The organism is Sneathiella sp., from assembly GCF_036844445.1.
Classification (GTDB): domain Bacteria; phylum Pseudomonadota; class Alphaproteobacteria; order Sneathiellales; family Sneathiellaceae; genus Sneathiella.
In genome coordinates this window covers 559,839-578,059 of sequence record NZ_DAIUFV010000001.1, presented here as the reverse complement: position 1 = coordinate 578,059, position 18,221 = coordinate 559,839, and the positions used below count along the sequence as shown (strand labels likewise).

Genomic DNA, 18,221 nt, shown 5'->3' with positions numbered 1-18,221 from the left:
ATAATATAAGTATTTGTCTTAGGATTTAACTAATCGCTGCGATCAATCTGTCTTTTTTCATGATAGGTCAGCGTCGGCTCCAGCTCGGCAAGGGCGGACGCCGCCTCCGCGGAACCGTTGCCGCGCGCCTGATCCCACCAGTAATAGGCCCGCACGCGATCCTTTGGCACCGCCTGGCCGGCGTTGAACAGCGCGCCGAGGTGGTACTGGGCGTCGGCATTCCCCTCCTCCGCGAGCTGCGCCCAGATGCCGAGCGAGGTTTGATAGTCTTTCAGCTTGTAGGCGAGCGACGCCATTTCCAGCCGCTCTTTGGTGCTGAGCCCGTCGCCATAGGCCGCGGCGCCGGGCGCGACCTGCGGCATCGGCGGCGGCACCTGCCGGGTCGTCACCTTGCCCTGGGGGACGGCGGCAACGGCCGGCTTCACTGCGGCAGCGGACGGCGCCGCGGGCGCGGGCGTCTCGCTCGACGGAGTGAGAGATGCGGTTGAGACCGCAGTTTCTGTTTCCGTCCTTGTCTCTGTTTCGGTTTGGGTTTCTGTTTCGCTTTCGAAGGCGGCAGGTGCATCAGGGGCGGCAGCAGCGGCCGTCGCCCCAATGGAAGCATCTCCCGCCGGCTTGTCGCCGCCGCCCATCAGTGCGCGGAGGGCGTCATAAAAGCCTTTCTTCTGGATCGGCTTGCCCGCATTCTCCGGCGCCTTTTCCGGTGCAGGCGCTTTCACGCTCACGGCGGGCGCGGGCTTTGGCGGGAACTCGGGCTCGGGCGCAGGCGATGCCTCCGCGCCCTTTTTCTCTTTTTCCTTCGGGGTGAGGACGATCTCGCCCGACATGTTGAGCGCTTCTTCGGCCGTGATGTTCAGCTTCTGGCTGAGCGCGGCGGCGCGCCGCGCCGATTCCGGGTGCCCCGCCTCGGCGGCGATGGCGAACCAGCCGAGCGCCATCCGCTCATCCTTTCGCACGCCAAGCCCGTTTTCGAGCAGCAGGGCGAGGTTATATTGCGAGATCACATGCCCCTGCTGGGCGGCCTGCGCGAACCAGTTGGCGGCCTGCGCATAATCCTGCTCGACACCTTCGCCGGCGAGATACATGCCCGCGACATTCGCCTGCGCCCGGTCAAGGCCAAGCGTCGCCGCCCGCTTGTACCAGGTCATCGCCTTCTGATAGTCCTGCTCGACACCGAGGCCGCGGCGGTAGAGATGGCCGATATTGCGCATGGCGGCCGGATCGTTCTTGCGGGCAAGGACGATCCATTCGTCATAGGCTTTCTTGTAGTCTTTCGCTTCATAGGCCGCGACGCCGGCCGAAAAGCTCGCCTCTGCCACCGGCGCCGCAACAAGCGGCAACAGAAGCGCGAAGGCCAGCGCCGTCACGGATACTCCGTATCGTTTCATAAACTCCGTCCGGCCTCCGCTCGTTGTCTAAATGCCCGCGCCATCGTGTCGCGTCAGGACATGATCTGCCACGAACCGTCCGGCTGGCGGCAGGCTGTGCCATATCCCTTTTCAAGTTTGCCGTCGATTTCTACCGTCTGCTGGAATTCACGGCAATAGCGGCCATCGGTATGATTGCCATCGCGAACCGGCGTGATCGACCCGGAGTTACCCGTGCTCGGGTTGTTCCAGTTGATCGTCTGGCCCATCGGCGCGGTGGTCGCCGCCCGCTCGGCGCGCTGAATTTCGGCGCGGTCCGCCTCATCCAGCGTCTTGCCGACGCTGCTGCCGATCATCGCACCAGCGAGCGTGCCGACGCCGACAGCGATCAGCTGCCCGGTGCCCTTGCCGAATGCCGAACCCAGGAGCGCACCGCCAAGGCCGCCGATAATCGCGCCGCCGGTGGTCTTCGGATTGTCCGCGGTGCCGCAGCCGGAGACGGCCAGCCCGAGCGCCACAACCGAAACCATCAGCCATCTTGATTTCTGCATTTTCATTTTCCTGTCCTCGCAATTATGTCCTGATCTAGTTCTGAATTCCTCGACATCAGGTCGGCAGCACCGCCCCGATACCATGAGAACGGGCATCATTCCACCGGATTTCTGCCTCATTTTAAATCAAACGGCACCGGTCGACAATTCCGTCGCGAAAGTTTAAGTTGGCAGTCAATTGCGGCAAAGCAATGGCATGACGGATGGCTGGAATGACTGTGAAAAGCTTTGAGGATCTGCTTGGCGAGTTCCGTAACTGGATGGCGGAGGCGGAAAAAAGCGAGCCGGAGGATCCGAACGCGATGGCGCTCGCGACCACCGACACGAACGGTCAGCCTTCGGTCCGCATGGTGCTGCTGAAGGCCGCCGATGAGCGCGGTTTCGTCTTCTACACCAACTACGGCAGCCAGAAAGGCCGCGAGCTGCTGGCCAATCCGAAAGCCGCGATCTGTTTCCACTGGAAGTCGTTGCGCCGCCAGGTGCGCGTGCAGGGCCGGGTTGAGCAGGTGAGCGCGGCGGAGGCGGACGCCTATTTCGCAAGCCGCGCCCGCGACAGCCGTATCGGCGCCTGGGCGAGCCGGCAGTCGCAACCGATGGAGGGTCGCTTCACGCTGGAGGCGGAGGTGGCCAAATATGCCGCCCGGTATGCCATCGGCGCCATCCCGCGGCCCGACTACTGGTCCGGCTTTCGCATCCTGCCCGAGCGGATCGAGTTCTGGCGCGACCGCCCGTTCCGCCTGCATGAACGCCGCGCCTATGAGAAGGCGGCGGACGGGTGGCATGAAAGCATCCTGTTCCCGTAAGGAAATGATATCCCGTCTCTATCCGATCCACCGCATGAGCAATATATCCACGCAATGACGGACACATCCGGCATCCCCGGCGACGCCCCGGACAACCCGCTTGAGGAGAACGGCCGCCTGATGCGCCGGGCGAGCTATGCGTCCGTCGGCGTGGCGCTGTTGCTGATCCTTCTCAAGCTCGGGGCCTATCTCGCCACCAATTCGGTCGCGATGCTGTCAACACTTGTCGACAGCGCGCTCGATCTTGTCGCCTCGCTGGTCAATCTCTTCGCCATCCGGCACGCGCTTACCCCCGCCGACCGGGAGCATCGCTTCGGCCATGGCAAGGCGGAGGCGCTCGCCGGGCTGTTCCAGTCGGCGATCATCGTCGGCTCCTCCGCCTTCCTTCTGTTTCAGGCCGGCGAGCGGCTGCTGCACCCCGAACCGATCATGGCGGAGACGATCGGGCTGGTCGTGATGGTTCTCTCCATCGTCTTCACCCTCGCCCTCGTCGCCTATCAGCGCCATGTCATCCGCCGCACCACCTCGGTCGCCATTTCCGCCGACTCGCTGCATTATGTCGGCGACCTGCTGATTAACGGCGGAGTGATCGCCGCCCTGATCCTCGGGACGCAGCTCGGCTGGATCTATGCCGACGGGTTCATTGCCATCGGCATCGCGCTCGTCCTCGCCTACAGCGCCTGGCAGATCATCCGCGCCGCGCTTTCCGAGCTGATGGATGAGGAACTCGGCGAGGAGGAGCGCGAGCAGATCAAGGACATTGCCCTTGCCGAGCCCGGCGTTATCGGCATCCATGACCTTCGCACCCGCCGCTCCGGCCAGCAGATTTTCATGCAAATGCATCTCGACATCAACGCCGACATCACGCTGCTCGCCGCGCATAACATTTCCGACGCGGTCGAGATACGGCTGATGCACGCCTTTCCCGAAGCCGAGGTGATCATCCATAAGGATCCGGTGCGCCCGCCCGCCCCGCCGCATTCGGACCAATTGCCGTAGAACCGACATAATTCTTTATGTGACAGCAGCTTAGTGTTACATTTAAAGGCAAAACAGCCGCGCGAGGTAGATATGCACTTCAAGAACATTCTGGTTCCCCTGTCCGGGGCGGCCAACAGCTGCGATACGATGGCGCTCGAAAGCGCATTTAATCTGGCGAGCCGCTTTGGCGCCCATGTCAATGTTCTGCACATCAAGATCGACCCCCGCACGGCGGCGGCGTTCGTCGGCGAAGGCATGACCTCAACGATGATCGAAAGCGTCATCGACATGGCCGAAAAGGAAGGGCTGGAGCGCCGTCAGCGCGCCCATGCATGCTTCGATGCGATGACCGCGTCGATGAATATCACCGTCGTCAACAAGGTCTCCGAGCGGCGCGATCCCGCCGCCCCCTCCGCCCGTTTCGTCGAGATGCAGGGCAACAGCGAGGATGTCATCCACTCCTATGGGCGGCTGTTTGACCTGATCATCATCTGCAAGCAGACGGGCGATGAGCAGATCAGCAATGCGCTGCTGATCAACACCGCGCTCCGCGAGACGGGCCGGCCCGTCCTGCTTTTCGACAGCGCCCAGCCGAAGACCCTCGGCAAACGCGTCGCCTTCGCCTGGAACGGATCGGTCGAGGCGAGCCGCGCCCTCACCTATTCCCTGCCCTTCCTGCAGACGGCGGAAAAGATCACGCTGATCTCCGCCATCGACGACCTCGATGAGGCGATCTATCCCGAGGCGGTGCAGCGCTATCTCACCATGCACGGCGTGAAATCGGATCGCTGCGAGATTGACAGCGGCAACGGCAAATCGACGGCCGAATCGATCATGAACGCCGCCGCCAAGAGCGAGGCGGACCTGCTGGTTATGGGCGCCTATACACGGAGCCGGCTCCGCCGCCTGTTCTTCGGCGCGGTGACGGAAGAGATTTTAAATAACAGTCCGATTCCGATATTTATGGCCCATTAAAGCCGGCGACGGACGGCCCGCTTTGGCGCAGGAGAATAATTCACACGAATTTTAGCTCCCGCGCGCTGTTGCGACCTTTTGTCCCCTTGCCATCGGCGGGCCGGAGGCGTAATTCGGGATATAATTTGAGTGACAATCAGCAAGCCAAGAGGCGGCGATGGATTACGACAGAATTTTCGATCAGGCGATCGCTGCGCTCCGGCAGGAAAAGCGCTATCGCGTCTTCACGGAACTCGGCCGCCATGCCGGGGACTTCCCGAAGGCAACGCGCTATCTTCCGAGTGGCGAAACGCAGGATATTACCATCTGGTGCTCCAACGACTATCTTGGCATGGGGCAGCATCCGGACGTTCTGAAAGCCATCAAGGACGCGGCTGATACCTATGGCGCGGGCGCGGGCGGCACGCGCAACATCTCCGGCAATACGCGCATGATCTGCGAGCTCGAGCGCGAGCTGGCCGATCTGCACGGCAAGGAAGCGGGGCTCGTCTTCACCTCCGGCTTTGTCTCCAACGATGCAACGCTCTCCACCCTCGGCAAGCTGCTGCCGGACTGCGTGATGGTGTCGGACGAACTCAACCACGCCTCGATGATCGATGGCATCCGCCACTCGGGCTGCGAGAAGCGCATTTTCCGCCACAATGATGTGCGCGACCTTGAGGACAAGCTGAAAAGCATTGCGCCGGAGCGCCCCAAGCTCATCGCGTTCGAATCTGTCTATTCCATGGACGGCGACATCTCCCCGATCCGCGAAATCTGCGATCTCGCCGAGAAATACAACGCCATGACCTATCTCGATGAAGTGCATGCGGTCGGCCTTTACGGCCCGCGCGGCGGCGGCGTTGCCGAACGCGAGGGGCTGATGCACCGGATCGATATCATTGAAGGCACGCTCGGCAAGGCGTTCGGCGTCGTCGGCGGCTTTATCACGGCGAAAGCGACCATTATCGACGCGATCCGCTCCTATGCGCCCGGCTTCATCTTCACAACGACGCTCTCGCCCGTGATGTCGGCGGGCGCGCTAGCGAGCGTGCGCCATCTCAAGAACAGCCAGGTCGAGCGCGACCGGCATCAGGAGCGCGCGGCGACGCTGAAGAAAATGCTGACCGATGCGCATCTGCCCGTTCTCCCCTCCGTCACCCATATCGTCCCGCTGATGGTCTATGACGCGGAGCTTTGCAAGCAGGCGAGCGACATGCTGCTGGATGAGTACGGCATCTATATCCAGCCAATCAACTACCCGACCGTGCCGCGGGGGCTCGAGCGCCTGCGCATCACACCGACGCCATTCCATGACGATGCGATGATGCAGGAACTCGTCGGCGCGCTTAAAGACATCTGGAGCCGGCTGGAAATCCGTCAGGCAGCCTGACGGGCGGCCTCCCCGCTCGCGGGCGCTCAGGGCAGCGGTAATCAGACAAAGAAATCGGGCAGCAGGTCGTCCTCCTGGACGCCCTCGTGCCGGTACTTTGCAAAATCCGTGACGCCCGCCTCGCGCAAGATCTCATCATCAATGCAGAAATTGCCGGAGAAGCTTTTCGCCGGCCGGGTCAGGATAACATGCGCCGCATCAGCCATGATCTCGACTTTCCGGCAGCGCTCGCGGATTTCCGGGCCGCCGCCGATCATGTCCATCGCGGCCGTCGCAATGGCGGTGCGCGGCCAGAGCGCGTTGAAGGCAATGCCAGCCTTCCTGAATTCCTCCGCCATGCCGAGCACGCAAAGGCTCATGCCGTATTTCGCCATGCTGTAGGCGACATGCGGCGCGAACCAGTGCGCCTCGAAATTGAGCGGCGGCGAGATATTGAGGACATGCGGGTTTTCCGCCCTTTTAAGATGCGGAACAGCTTTCTGGGAGCAGAGATAGGTGCCCCGCACATTGACCTGATGCATCAGGTCATAGCGCTTCATCGGGGTTTCGAGCGTTCCGGTAAGGCTGATGGCGGAGGCGTTGTTGATAAGGATATCGAGGCCGCCGAAGACGCGGACCGCCTCCTCCATTGCCGCCTCCACTTGCTCTTCCTCGCGCACATCGACGACGAGGGGGAGCGCGCGGCCCCCCGCCGCCTCGATCTCGGCGGCGGCTGTATGGATGGTGCCGGCGAGCTTCTTGTGCGGCTTGTCGGTTTTTGCCGCGATCACCACATTGGCGCCGTCGGCGGCGGCGCGTTTGCCGATGGCAAGGCCGATCCCGCGGCTCGCCCCTGTAATAAACAGTGTCTTTCCCGCAAGATCCGCCATCGCCTCGCTCCTTCTACATATGTCAGTTGCCCTTGAAGACCGGCCGGCGCTTTTCCTTGAAGGCGGTGACGCCCTCGGCCCAGTCATTCGTCGCGGCGCAAACCGCAAAATTCTGCGCTTCGAGCGACAGATGCTCTTCCAGCGAATGCTGCAGCGACCAGTTCAGCAGCTGCTTGGTGCGGCCGATGGCGACCGTCGGGCCGTTTGCCAGCCGCTTCGCGAGCTTCGCTGTCTCCGCTTCGAGATCATCCGTCGGGACGACAAAATTGATGAGGCCGAGATCCTGCGCGGTTTTGGCATCGAACCGATCGCCCAGCATGGCGATCTCCATCGCCTTCTTCATGCCGACGACGCGCGGCAGCATGAAGGTGCCGCCGCCATCGGGCGAGGCACCGATACCAACATAGGCGAGCGTGACAAAGGCATCCTCGGACGCGATCACCATATCGCAGGCAAGCAGGAGCGAGAGACCGAACCCAGCCGCACCGCCCCGCACGCTCGCCACGATCGGCTTCGCCATCCGCAGCATGGTGAGGATCGTCGGCGTCAGCGTATGGATGCGCTTCTCAAACGAACGGCTCCGCTCATCAGGGCTGAGGCTCGCCATCTCGCTGAAGGATTTTACGTCGCCGCCAGCCTGGAAATGCTCGCCCGCGCCGCGAATCACGATGCAGCGAACGCTGTCGTCGCGCTCGAAATCCACCAGCCGCTCGTAAAGCGCCGCCCGCATCTCAAGCGAAAGCGCGTTGCGCGCCTCCGGCCGGTTGAGGGTGATAAACGCCACCCCGTCTTTCACTTCGCTCAGAAGTTCACTCGTCATTTGATCATTCCCGTTATTTTTTTGAATTTTCTTATTACACCACTCAGGCGACGGCCCGGCGGCGCTCGTTCGTTGCGCGGAACTTCCACACCCCATCGTCGCCCATCAGCCGCTCAAGCAACCCTTCGCCAATCAGATAATGACAGTGCGCAAGCCCTTCGGCAATGCCCATGCCCTTGTCATTTTCATTCAGCTCGCGATCAAAAAGGACGGGCAGAAGATCATGCGCCGACTGCGGCGATGCGCAGGCCATCAGCAGGCGGTTCAGGCGATCCTCATGGTGCGATTTGTAGTAGTCGAGCTGGTTGTGAAGACCCTGGAACACATCGTTATGCGCCGGCAGCACCAGCGTATCCTCGGGGAGTTTTTCAAAGATTTCAATGGAATCGATGAATTTCTTTAGAGGGTTGGCGAATGGCTCGCTCGGATAGATGCCGATATGCGGCGTGATCCGCGGCAGCACCTGATCGCCCGAGATGAGAATCTTGTCCTCCGCCGCATAGAGGCAGGCATGCTCCGGCGAATGGCCGCGGCCGACGATCACCTGCCAGTCGCGCTTGCCGATGCGCAGACGATCACCATCCTCAAGCCGGGTGAAGCCGAGCGGCACGGGTGAGACGGCATTTTTGAAATGGCTGAAGCCGCGGTCACGGACGCGCTTCAACATCGCGTCATCGAAGCCGACGGAGCTGTAATGATCGATCACCGCCTGCGGCGTCTCGTCCGCCGCCTCCAGATACAGCATCCTCCCGAAGCTCCACTCCCCGAATGTCATGGAGAGCGGGATGTTCCATTTATGCGTGATCCAGCCCGCCTGTCCGAGATGATCGGGATGGAAATGTGTGCAGATCACCCGCGTGACCGGCTTGCCCTTCAGATGCGTGTCGAAGATATGCCGCCACAGATCACGAATTTCCTTCGTGTTGAGGCCGGTATCGACGAGCGTCCAGCCGTTGGTGTCTTCGATGAGGTAGAGATTGATGTAATCGAGGCCCGGAATGGGGATGGGCATTCGCACCCAGAAAAGGCCATCACGGATTTCAAGGACTTCACCGTCACCCGGTCGGGTTTCCAGCGGGTAGCTTATTTGATTATAGTTCATTGCACATGTCCTGATGGCGGCTCAGCGAAAGCGCCCGCCGCTCTTGTTGTTGATATTGTATTTAACGCTTACGTTAACGTCAAACGTTGTCGTCCTTATTCTTCATCAGGCGGAAAGCTGCTCTTCATCGATGGCAAAGAGGGTTTCGGGGCCATCCGTGACGGGACCGAGCAGCGCCGTTGCCGTCGGCAGGATATGCGCCATGAAGAAGCGCGCCGTCACGATTTTCGCCGTCAGAAACGCGGCGTCATCGCCCCCCTCACGCAGCAATGTGCGGGCGCGGAGCGCGGAGCGGCCGAGCAGATGCGCCCCGACCGTGGTGGCGAACATCCGGAGGTAGGGCGTCGCCCCCGCCGGCGCGGCATTGGGATCATTGGGCGCATTGGCATACATCCAGTCGGTCGCCTCCTGCAGCGCGCTGTAGGCCAGATCGAGCTGAACCGACATCACCGCCATCTCACCCCCTGCATCCGCCAGCGACTTCACGGTTGTGGCGATCTCGGCCAGCAGATCGCGGACCGGCTCGCCGCCCTGCAACGAGAGCTTGCGGCCGACGAGATCGAGCGCCTGGATGCCGTTCGTTCCCTCATAAATCGGCAGGATACGGGCATCGCGGTAATATTGCCCGACGCCCGTCTCCTCGATAAAGCCCATACCACCATGCACCTGCACGGCGAGTGACGCCATCTCGACGCCGAGATCGGTACACCAGGCCTTTGAAAGCGGCGTCAGGAGCTCGGCAAGCCCCATGGCTTTCTGCCGCGCTGCCGCGTCCGCCTCGTGATGCGCCCGGTCGAGCGCGGCGCCGTTCAGGTAAATGAGGCAGCGCATCGCCTCGACATTGGCGCGCATGGTCATCAGCATCCGCCGCACATCGGCATGCTGGACGATGGTCGCGGATTCGCCCTTCGACATGCCGGGCGCCTGCCCCTGCCTGCGTTCGCGCGCGTAAGCGACCGCGTGCTGCAGCGCGCGCTCGGAAATCGCGAGGCCCTGAAGGCCGACATTGAGGCGGGCGTTGTTCATCATGGTGAACATGCAGGCCATGCCCTTGTTCTCTTCGCCGAGCAGATAACCGACGCAGTTGCCGTTATCGCCATACGACATCACCGCCGTCGGGCTCGCGTGGATGCCGATCTTCTCTTCGAGCGAGACGCAGAGAAGATCATTGCGCGGCCCCAGCGTGCCATCATCATTGACGAGATATTTCGGCACGATAAAGAGCGAGATGCCGCGCGTTCCCGCCGGTGCGCCGGGCGTCCTCGCAAGCACGAGATGGATGATATTCTCCGCCATCTCATGTTCGCCGTAGGTGATGAAAATCTTCTGTCCCGAAATGCGCCAGGTGCCATCTTCAGCCGGCTCCGCTTTTGTGCGCAGCGCGCCGACGTCCGATCCCGCCTGCGGCTCGGTCAAATTCATCGTCGCCGACCATTCGCCGCTGATGAGTTTGCGGAGGTATTTTTCCTGCTGCGCCCCGGTCCCGTGCTTGAGGAGGCTCTCGATCGCCCCCTGCGTCAGCAGCGGACAGAGCGAAAAGGCGAGGTTGGCGGCATTCCACATTTCCACAGTCGCCAGCGTCAGCGCCTGCGGCAGGCCGCCGCCGTCGAATTTTTCCGGCGCCGATACGCCGTTCCAGCCGCCCTCGACGAACTGCTGATAGGCTTCCACCCAGCCCGTCGGCGTCGTCACCACGCCGTCCGCGACATGCGATCCTTCCAGATCGCCCGTCCGGTTGAGCGGCGCGAGGACGTTCCCGGCGAATTTCGCCGCCTCCTCCAATATCGCGTCGACAACGTCGCTTTCGACATGCTCAAAGCCCGCGAGCTTCGCGAGGCCGTCAATATCCGCGATGGTATCGAGTACAAAGCGCATATCTTTGACCGGCGCGCGATATTCAGCCATGGAGGAACCCCTTTCTATCTGCTAACTTCTTGCTTTTTACTGCCAGGAACAGCTAAGTGTTATGGCATATCCGCCCGCGGGAAAAAAGGCTTTCGCGTGGATTTTTGCGGCGGCGGTCTCTATCAGCGCAGTTTCCATGAAGAGTGATCCGGGAACAATGAAAATATTCACGAGCGACAAAGACGGTCTTGCGGCGGCGGCGGCGGAAATCCGCGCCGGGCATCTTGTCGCCTTCGCAACCGAGACCGTCTACGGCCTTGGCGGCGACGCAACGAATGATCACGCCGTTGCGGCAATCTACGCGGCGAAAGGCCGGCCGAGCTTCAATCCGCTGATCATCCACGTCGCCTCGCTGGAGGAGGCGGAGCGCTATGTCACCTTCAATCCGCTGGCGCGCCGGCTCGCCGGGAAATTCTGGCCGGGCGCGCTCACCCTCGTGCTGCCAAGAACTGAGGACTGCCCCATCTCGCGGCTCGCGAGCGCCGGGCTTGAGACGCTCGCCATTCGTATGCCGGGGCACCGTCTTGCGCTCGAATTTCTCCGCGCCTGCGGCCGGCCGCTCGCCGCGCCGAGCGCCAACCCCTCGGGCGCCATCAGCCCGACCGAGGCGCGCCACGTCATCAACGGACTTGAGGGGCGCATCGCGGGCGTGCTGGATGGCGGCGCCTGCCCGGTCGGGGTCGAGAGCACGGTCATCGGTTTTCAGGATGGCAAACCCGTCCTGCTCCGCCCGGGCGGCGTCTCGCGTGAGCTGATAGAAGCCGCGGTCGGCCCGCTCCTCTCCCATACCGCGGAGGGCGCAACACCAAGCCCCGGGATGCTGAGCAGCCACTATGCGCCGAACGCGGCGCTTCGCCTGAATGCTACCAGCAAGCAGCCGGGCGAGGGATTTATTGCCTTCGGGCGCGAGCATGACCAGATTGCCGATATCAATCTCAGCCGGACCGGCGATTTGACGGAAGCGGCGGCGCGGCTATTCTCGGCGCTCCATTTTATGGACGAGATGAAATTCACGCGCATCGCCGTCGCGCCGATCCCCGAGGTCGGGCTCGGTCTTGCCATCAATGATCGCCTGCGCCGCGCCGCCGCGCCGCGTCCGGAGGCGGAGGCGGTGAACCAATGAACCTGATCGACCGGTTCCGCGATATTGTCGGTGCGAAAAACGTCCTCACGGACGAGAATGACATGCAGGGCTTCGTTACCGAATGGCGCGACAAATATATCGGCCGCGCCCGCGCCGTCCTGCTGCCGCGCTCGACCGAAGAAGTCGCCGCGCTCGTCCGCCTCTGCGCCGAGACGAAGACGCCAATCGTGCCGCAAGGGGGCAATACCGGCCTTGTCGGCGGCTCCATCCCCTTCAGCGGCGGCGATGAGGTCATCATTTCCACCCGGCGGATGAACCGCGTGCGCGAGATCGACCGGCTGAACGGCACGCTCACCGTGGATGCGGGCTGCGTCCTTGCCGACCTGCAGGCGGTCGCCGAGGAGAACGGCTTTATCTTTCCGCTCCGCATCGGCTCGGAAGGGAGCTGCCAGATCGGCGGCAATATCTCGACCAATGCTGGCGGCGTGCAGGTCCTGCATTATGGCAACACGCGCGAGCAGGTCCTCGGCCTCGAGGTGGTGCTGCCGGACGGGCGCATCTGGGACGGCCTCACCGGCCTTCGAAAAGATAATACGGGCTACGATCTCAAGCAGCTTTTCATCGGCGCGGAGGGCACCCTCGGCATTGTCACCGGCGCAGTAGTAAAAATGTATCCGCGCCCGAAATACCAGCAGGTGGCAATGGCGGCTGTCCCCTCCGTCGAGGCGGCGGTCGAATTCCTTGGCCTTGCCCGCAAGCTGAGCGGCGATCAGGTCACCGCGATCGAGCTGATCCCCCGCATCTGCATCGACATGGTGGTGAAAAACGTGCCCGCGATCAGTGATCCGATGCCGGCGCGCTATCCCTGGCATGTCTTGATCGAACTCTCCTCAAGCGCGACGCCCGATCTTGCCGGGCTGATGGAGGCGATCCTTGCCGCCGGTTTTGAGCAGGAGATCGTTCTTGACGCCGTGATCCCGGCAAGCGGCGCGCAGCAGGCGATGCTGTGGCACTTGCGCGAAGAAATCTCGGCCGCGCAGAAGCCGGAAGGCGGCAGCATCAAGCATGATATTTCCGTCCCGGTCTCGCGCTTCGCCGATTTTATCCGCGAGGCGGATAAGGCAGTTGAGAAAATCGTGCCCGGTTTCCGCTCCGTCGCCTTTGGCCATATCGGCGATGGCAATGTGCATTATAACCCGCTCCAGCCCGCCGATATGGACAAGGACGCCTATCTCAGCCGCTGGCCGGAAGTGAGCCGCGTCGTGCATGATATCGCCGTCCGTATGCGCGGTTCGATCAGCGCCGAGCATGGCATTGGCCGCCTCAAAATCGACGACCTGCCGCGCTACAAATCCCCCCTTGAGCTTGACCTGATGCGGCGGCTCAAGCAGGCGCTCGATCCCGACGGCATCATGAACCCGGGCAAGCTTCTGAAATAGCCCAAAGCGATCAGATCCCGCGCGGCCGTCGCGTGAAGGGCAGGATCTCCGATCCCGCGACCGGCTCGGAGAAGAGAAAGCCTTGCGCATACTGGCAGTTCTCGCGGAGCAGGATTTCCGCCTGCTCCGGCGCTTCCACCCCTTCCGCCATCACCGCAAGGCCGAGATTATGGCCGAGCGAGATGATCGTGCGGGCAATGACCGCATCATCCGTATTGCCGCCGCCGAGTCCGTCGATAAAGGTCTTGTCGATCTTCAGCGTCGAGACGGGGAGCCGACGCAGGTAGCTGAGGCTGGAATAGCCGGTGCCGAAATCATCAATGGAGAAGCTGACGCCGAGGCTGCGAAGCGCGCGGAAATTCTTGAGCGCCTGCTCCGGATTTTCCATGATCACGCTCTCGGTAACTTCGAGCTCCAGCAGCCGCGCCGGGCAGCCCGTCGCCATCAGGGTCTTGCGGATCAGTTCAACGAAATCGTCATCCTGAAAGATCGAGAGCGACATATTGACGGCGACGCGAAACCCGTCGGCGCCGGCGTCCAGCCACTCGCGCCGCTGGCGCAGCGCCTCTTGCAGCACCCATTCGCTGATCGGCGCGATCAGCCCGGAGCTTTCGGCGACCGGAATAAATTCGTTGGGCGCAACGAAATGCCCCGCCTCGCGCTGCCAGCGCACCAGCGCCTCGACCCCGACAACCTGGCCGCTCGAAAGGCTGACCTGCGGTTGGAACTTCAGCGACAGGTCGTTGCGGCGGATCCCGGTGCGGAGCGCATTATTCATCTCCACGCGGGCATTTATCTCGCACTCTATCTCGTTATTATAGAAGCAGAAATAGCTGCCATTCCGGATCTTGAGATTGGCCAGCGCAATATTGGTGTTGCGCCAGAGCGCGGCGGCGTTGTCGGCATCGGCGGGATAGAGGGCAAGGCCGATCCGCGGATTGATATGCGGAATATTCTCGCGCCGCGCCCGCCCCTGCTCGAACAGGCGGTAAATGATTTTCGGGATCTGCTTGAGATCGCGGCTACGCGTATAGGCGAGGCAGAGGCTGAACCCGTTGCCCGATGTCCGCGCGAGCGCGATCGCTTTGGGAAAAAGCCGCGTCAGCTGCTCGGAGACAAATTGCAACAGCGCATCGCCCGCATCATGACCGAGCGCGATGTTGAGCTCCGGCAGATGTTCAAGCGTGAACTGCACGACGACGAGCTTGCGCCCCTCGGGCCGCGCCGTCGCCTCGATATAGCTTTGCACGTCGCTGCGGAATTTCGCCCGGCTGTCGAGGCCGGTCAGGCTGTCGTTGAAGGCGATCCGCTTGATTTCCTCGAACATATCCGCATTTTCAAGGCCAAGCGTGATATTGGCGCAGATCAGCTCGATCTGGCGCGTCTCGATGAAGGAGAGCGGCACGCGGTTCTGCAACAGGACCACGCCCTTCAGGCGGTCATCGCGGCGGATGGAGAGGATGCTGGCGGCTTCGCTGAACACATTCTGGCGCGATGTGCTCGCCGCAATGATCGCCTCGAACAGCGGTCGGTCCACCACGTCGCAAAGACGCTGCTTGGCGGCCGGCGCGTAAATCCCCTTCCCCGCCGTGATCGTCAGCTCGCCGGAATGCTCGTTCGGAATGGCGAACAGGCAATCCTCGACATTGTTGCAGATCACCTGCAGCTGCGTGAGGATGGTCAGGCAGAAATCCTCGACCGAGCGCACATCATAAAGCTGGCGGGTGATATCGAGGATGCTCTGGAGCGACTGCTTGCTGCTTTCCTCGGACACCAGCCGCTCATAGGATTGCAGCGCGATGGTGAGGCTGGTGCAAAGCGTCGCAAGGCTTAACGCCGCGCCGTCGCGATAGTCGCTGACATCATAATCAAGGAACGGATTGCCGGCCGGCGCCGTCGCCGCCCTCTCGCCGAAGAGAACGATCCGGGTTGCACGGTTTTTCATCTCCTGGCGGAGCCGCTGGATCAGCGCAAGGCCATCCCCCGCCTTCTCGCCCGATACATCGAGAACGAGTACGGCAGTGTCGGGATTTTCCTCCAGCATCCGCCGGGCCTGCGGCGCGCTGTCGGCAATCATGAACACCACCGGCACATGCCCGACAACGAAGCTGTCGAGCGCGCCGTAGGGATCGCCATTCTTCGGAATGTTGATGGAAAGAAGAAGAACCTTGCGCCGCGCCCGCGCGGCTGAGAGGGGACGTTCGCCGGCCAATGCGGCGGAGGAGCTTCGTTTCAGGCCCTGTGTTGTCATGATACGCAACGCTCATTTACTCAACTTGCGTCATCATGAGTCATATTACGATGGATGGCAAACAAATTCGATAAAGAGTCGAAATATCTCCACTAAGTCACTTGTACACGAACAATTTCCAAAGTTATCCACAGGATGCCGGCCGCCCCAATATGGTGCAGCATTTGGCGCGGCTTTCCGCCCGCCGAGCCGTCAAAGCGGCCCTTATATTCGCGCCTCTCCTGTGCCTTCGGCCGGAGCGCCGGCGGCTTTCATTCCGCGGCGACCGATGCGCCTGCCCGCTGCTGATCCTCTTCAAGCCAGCGGATGGCGACATTATTCAGATCCAGCAGGACCGTATGCAGCTCCCGCCCGCGCTCCGTCAGCGAATAGGAAACCGTCGGCGGCACCGTCGGCTGATAGTCGCGATGGACAAGGCCGCTCGCCTCCAGCTTGCGCAGGCGATCGGTCAGCACTTTTGCGGAAATTCCCGGAATGCGCGCCGAAAGCTCGCCGAAACGAAGCGCGGGCGCGTTGGAGAGAAGCCACAGGATATAGGGCGTCCACGGTCCCATGATCTGACCGAGGATCATCTCCATTGCGCACTGGGCATGCGGATGTTGTTTGGGCATGGAAAAACTTCCTCAAAATTTTTTCAATACTTACCAAAAGGTAACTACTTGCAAAAAGAAAGTAAAGGATCTAACTGCAAGTCACACGAAATTTTTCACCGATAAATTCCAGTCAGGAGTTCAACAATGACGAAAGTTGCCATTCTTTATTTCAGCGGCTACGGCCACACGCAGAAGCAGGCCGAAGCGGTCGCCGCCGGTGCCGCCGGCGTCAACAGCGTCACCGTCAGCAGCGTCCGCATCCCCGAAAGCGGCGATATCACCGACGCCGACTGGGAGACGCTGCTCGCCGCCGATGCCATCATCTATGGCAGCCCGACCTACATGGGCGGCCCGGCCTGGCAGTTCAAGAAATTCGCCGAGCAGACGTCGAAACATTATGTCTCCGGCGTTTTCCGCGACAAGATCGCCGGCGGCTTCACCAATTCCGCGACGGTGAATGGCGACAAGCAGGAGACCATCAACGCCTTCTTCACCTTCTCGCAGCAGCTCGGCCAGATCTGGGTCGGTACCGGGCTTCTCGCCTCGAACCTCAAGGAACATGGGCCGGCAGACGTCAACTGGAGCGGCGGCTATGCTGGTGCGCTCGCGATCTCGCCGGCCGATGCCTCGCCCGAGGAAGCGCCGCCCGCCGGCGATCTCGAAACCGCCCGGCTTCTGGGTGAGCGCATCGCCACCTATGCGGCGCGGACGCGGACGGCCGTCGCAGCCTGACCCTAAAGGATACGAGCGCGCCCAACGCGTTCTCCTCGCAAGTAAAGGCCGCCGGATTTCCGGCGGCTTTTTTTAACTCCCGCCACCTCCATTATCAACTAATTGTTGTATATTTTCGGAACATACGCCATTGTCGGAGGATATCTTATTCACGGAAAAAGGCCTGCCGATGTCTGAACCCCGCTCCCCCCGTCTTGCCGTCCTGATTGATGCCGATAATGCCTCGCCGCGCATCGCGGGCGGGCTGTTTCACGAAATCGCCAAGATCGGTGAAGCGAGCGTCAAGCGGATTTACGGGGATTTTTCGCACCCCCGCTCGAAAGGCTGGGCCGATATCCTGTCACGGCACGCCATTATGCCACATCAGCAGTTCGCCTATACGACCGGCAAGAACGCCTCCGATATCGCCCTCGTGATCGACGCCATGGACCTGCTCCTCAGCGGCCGCTTCGACGGCTTCTGCCTCGTCTCCTCCGACAGCGATTTCACCCGTCTCGCCGCCCGCATTCGCGAGCAGGGTATTGATGTGTTCGGCTTTGGCGAGCAAAAAACGCCGGAGAGCTTCCGTCAGGCCTGCCGTCGCTTTATCTATACCGAAAATCTGCCCGATGTCGCGGATGGCAGCGCGCCCGCCACGACGACGCCCCAGAAACCGCTCGCGCCGCTCAGCCAGGCGACCGCGCAGCTTAAAAAGGCGATTGCCGAGCTCGACAGCGACGATGGCTGGTATCCGCTCGGCGGCGTCGGCACGCAGCTCCGCAACCTCAATTCCGACTTTGATTCCCGGAATTACGGCATCCCGAAGCTCCGCGACCTAGTGGACAAGACCGGCGTATTTGATATCGAAACGCCGAAAGGTGGCGGTGCGGTGCGCATCCGGCTGAAACCCTCCGGCCGGAAGCAATCCAGCCCATAAAAGACAAAACGGCCACCGGACAGTCGTCCGGCAGCCGTATGCGCCCCCTCATTCATTACGGGATGGTGGCATCCCGCCTCCGCAAAGCGGAGGATGTTCAAGGATCAGATCGTCTGATCGTCGGTCTTTGCGCCGTTCGCCGCGCGGGCAACCGCGCCGGTGCCTTCGCGCGCGCCGGCTTCGCTGGCGTAGCCCTGGCTCGACAGGATGACCTGACCATTGGCGGCTTTCAGGTTAAAGTACCACTTGCCGTTCTTGCCTTCCTTCAGCTCAAAACGACCCTCGTTCGGAGCGTTTGTCTTGACTGATTCAATGCCGTTCTCTGCACTTGCCTTCTGCTTGTACCCCTCAGACGTGCCGACGACCTCCCCGTTGCCAGCCTTTAGACGGAAGCGAAACTCATTTGCGTTGTCTTTATACAGTTCAAACTTGCCTGCCATGGTCTGTCTACTCCGTTATTA

At 61.7% G+C, this 18,221-nt stretch carries 17 protein-coding genes; 8 read left to right on the top strand and 9 right to left on the bottom strand.

The window, feature by feature from the left end; all coding sequences use genetic code 11:
- Window positions 1-29: 29 nt before the first annotated feature.
- On the bottom strand, window positions 30-1,388 hold the full coding sequence (locus tag V7Z56_RS02690) for a tetratricopeptide repeat protein (RefSeq protein WP_334127800.1): 1,359 nt from the start codon (window positions 1,386-1,388) through the stop codon (window positions 30-32).
- Window positions 1,389-1,441: 53 nt separating this feature from the next.
- Window positions 1,442-1,918 carry an RT0821/Lpp0805 family surface protein gene (locus tag V7Z56_RS02685; protein ID WP_334127799.1) on the bottom strand — a complete coding sequence of 159 codons (477 nt, stop codon included), beginning with the start codon at window positions 1,916-1,918 and terminating at the stop codon, window positions 1,442-1,444.
- Between the two features lie 212 nt (window positions 1,919-2,130).
- Here V7Z56_RS02685 and pdxH point away from each other — a divergent pair, with 212 nt between their 5' ends.
- The 4 genes from pdxH to hemA all read left to right on the top strand — a co-directional run bounded on the left by pdxH (window position 2,131) and on the right by hemA (window position 6,049).
- Window positions 2,131-2,721, top strand: a complete 591-nt coding sequence (pdxH, locus tag V7Z56_RS02680; protein ID WP_334127798.1) for a pyridoxamine 5'-phosphate oxidase — start codon at window positions 2,131-2,133, stop codon at window positions 2,719-2,721.
- 54 nt (window positions 2,722-2,775) lie between these two features.
- Complete coding sequence (locus tag V7Z56_RS02675; RefSeq protein WP_334127797.1) at window positions 2,776-3,720, top strand: cation diffusion facilitator family transporter; 945 nt, start codon at window positions 2,776-2,778, stop codon at window positions 3,718-3,720.
- Between the two features lie 72 nt (window positions 3,721-3,792).
- Complete coding sequence (locus tag V7Z56_RS02670) at window positions 3,793-4,677, top strand: universal stress protein (protein ID WP_334127796.1); 885 nt, start codon at window positions 3,793-3,795, stop codon at window positions 4,675-4,677.
- Between the two features lie 157 nt (window positions 4,678-4,834).
- A complete protein-coding gene (gene hemA, locus V7Z56_RS02665) occupies window positions 4,835-6,049 on the top strand; it encodes a 5-aminolevulinate synthase (RefSeq protein ID WP_334127795.1) in 1,215 nt (404 codons plus the stop codon).
- 41 nt (window positions 6,050-6,090) lie between these two features.
- Here the strand turns inward: hemA and V7Z56_RS02660 are convergent, their stop codons facing one another.
- From V7Z56_RS02660 to V7Z56_RS02645, 4 genes are all read right to left on the bottom strand, one after another.
- On the bottom strand, window positions 6,091-6,918 hold the full coding sequence (locus V7Z56_RS02660) for an SDR family oxidoreductase (protein WP_334127794.1): 828 nt from the start codon (window positions 6,916-6,918) through the stop codon (window positions 6,091-6,093).
- 22 nt (window positions 6,919-6,940) lie between these two features.
- The gene (locus V7Z56_RS02655; RefSeq protein WP_334127793.1) at window positions 6,941-7,738 is read right to left on the bottom strand and encodes an enoyl-CoA hydratase/isomerase family protein; all 798 of its coding nucleotides are present in this window, start codon (window positions 7,736-7,738) and stop codon (window positions 6,941-6,943) included.
- Window positions 7,739-7,781: 43 nt separating this feature from the next.
- Entirely contained in the window at window positions 7,782-8,840 is a 1,059-nt protein-coding gene (locus V7Z56_RS02650; RefSeq protein WP_334127792.1) for an MBL fold metallo-hydrolase, read from the bottom strand.
- A gap of 105 nt (window positions 8,841-8,945) precedes the next feature.
- Window positions 8,946-10,745 (bottom strand): acyl-CoA dehydrogenase, encoded by a 1,800-nt coding sequence (locus V7Z56_RS02645; RefSeq protein ID WP_334127791.1) that lies wholly within the window; start codon window positions 10,743-10,745, stop codon window positions 8,946-8,948.
- A 157-nt stretch (window positions 10,746-10,902) separates the two neighbouring features.
- On the opposite strand from V7Z56_RS02645, the gene V7Z56_RS02640 reads away from it, so the two are divergent.
- Entirely contained in the window at window positions 10,903-11,868 is a 966-nt protein-coding gene (locus V7Z56_RS02640) for an L-threonylcarbamoyladenylate synthase (protein WP_334127790.1), read from the top strand.
- Window positions 11,865-13,268 carry an FAD-binding oxidoreductase gene (locus V7Z56_RS02635; RefSeq protein ID WP_334127789.1) on the top strand — a complete coding sequence of 468 codons (1,404 nt, stop codon included), beginning with the start codon at window positions 11,865-11,867 and terminating at the stop codon, window positions 13,266-13,268. Before V7Z56_RS02640 ends, V7Z56_RS02635 begins: the two co-directional genes overlap by 4 nt.
- Before the next feature lie 10 nt (window positions 13,269-13,278).
- Here the strand turns inward: V7Z56_RS02635 and V7Z56_RS02630 are convergent, their stop codons facing one another.
- Window positions 13,279-15,519, bottom strand: coding sequence for a putative bifunctional diguanylate cyclase/phosphodiesterase (locus tag V7Z56_RS02630; RefSeq protein WP_334127788.1), 2,241 nt, complete (start codon window positions 15,517-15,519; stop codon window positions 13,279-13,281).
- 251 nt (window positions 15,520-15,770) lie between these two features.
- Complete coding sequence (locus tag V7Z56_RS02625) at window positions 15,771-16,130, bottom strand: winged helix-turn-helix transcriptional regulator (protein ID WP_334127787.1); 360 nt, start codon at window positions 16,128-16,130, stop codon at window positions 15,771-15,773.
- Between the two features lie 126 nt (window positions 16,131-16,256).
- Between V7Z56_RS02625 and V7Z56_RS02620 the strand changes: the two genes are divergently transcribed.
- On the top strand, window positions 16,257-16,844 hold the full coding sequence (locus V7Z56_RS02620) for a flavodoxin family protein (RefSeq protein ID WP_334127786.1): 588 nt from the start codon (window positions 16,257-16,259) through the stop codon (window positions 16,842-16,844).
- A 169-nt stretch (window positions 16,845-17,013) separates the two neighbouring features.
- Complete coding sequence (locus tag V7Z56_RS02615) at window positions 17,014-17,760, top strand: NYN domain-containing protein (RefSeq protein ID WP_334127785.1); 747 nt, start codon at window positions 17,014-17,016, stop codon at window positions 17,758-17,760.
- A gap of 104 nt (window positions 17,761-17,864) precedes the next feature.
- Here V7Z56_RS02615 and V7Z56_RS02610 read toward each other — a convergent pair whose 3' ends face one another.
- Entirely contained in the window at window positions 17,865-18,200 is a 336-nt protein-coding gene (locus V7Z56_RS02610; protein WP_334127784.1) for a YegP family protein, read from the bottom strand.
- Window positions 18,201-18,221: the final 21 nt, after the last annotated feature.